We start from the raw sequence: 662 nt of genomic DNA on the forward strand, positions 1-662 counted from the left end.
CCGCGGGGCCGGCGGGGGCGAGCAGGAGGTGCACGCCGAGGTCGCCGGGGCGGACGTCGTAGCATTCGCCGACCCGGTCGGCGGCGGGCTCGTACGTCTGGAAGAGGGCGGCCGGTTCGCCGTCCTTGGTGACCAGGTGGGCGTGGTGGGTGTCGAGCGTGGCCATGTGGGCGTAGATCTCGGCGACCTGGGCCCGGGTGAGGCCGTTCATGCCCCAGAACGCGGCGCGTTCGTCGCTCACCCAGGCGTGGATCAGGTCCGCGTCGCCCTCCGGGTCCAGGGGGCGGATGCGGACGGTGCCGTAGCCGTCGATGTGCTGGACGTGCAGGTCAGTCATCGGATTCCTCGGATTCCTGGGCGGGTTCGGGGGTGAGCCGGGTCCAGTCGGTGATCACCGGGGCCAGTTCGCCCCGGAGCCACAGCGGGAGTTGGTCGCGGTGGTGGGCGGCGCCGGGTACGCCGTCGGCGCCGAACGGGACCACCCAGCGGCTGTTGTCGCGGTCGGCCAGGTCCCAGACGTAGCGGGCGGCCGGGCCGCGGGCGGCGCGGTCGGTGAGGCCGGGGACGGCCGAGGTGCACAGCACGCAGTCGTGGTCGCCGGCGAGACCGGGTTCGTCCGCCGCGGGGGGCGGGTCCGCCGGGAGCGCCTGCCAGGGGGCCAG

Annotated in this window: 2 protein-coding genes; both read right to left on the reverse strand. The window is 75.1% G+C overall.

All coding sequences use genetic code 11. The features are described 5' to 3' along the window. Positions 1 to 337: GNAT family N-acetyltransferase (locus CCN44_RS42395; protein WP_143650498.1), on the reverse strand; the 337-nt coding region annotated here is incomplete at its 3' end. Continuing rightward, the coding region (locus CCN44_RS42400; protein WP_143650500.1) for a penicillin acylase family protein at positions 330 to 662 on the reverse strand (333 nt) is incomplete at its 5' end. The genes CCN44_RS42395 and CCN44_RS42400, both read right to left, overlap by 8 nt.

Origin of the sequence: Streptomyces tricolor (assembly GCF_002155905.1) — a bacterium.
Lineage (GTDB): Bacteria > Actinomycetota > Actinomycetes > Streptomycetales > Streptomycetaceae > Streptomyces > Streptomyces tricolor.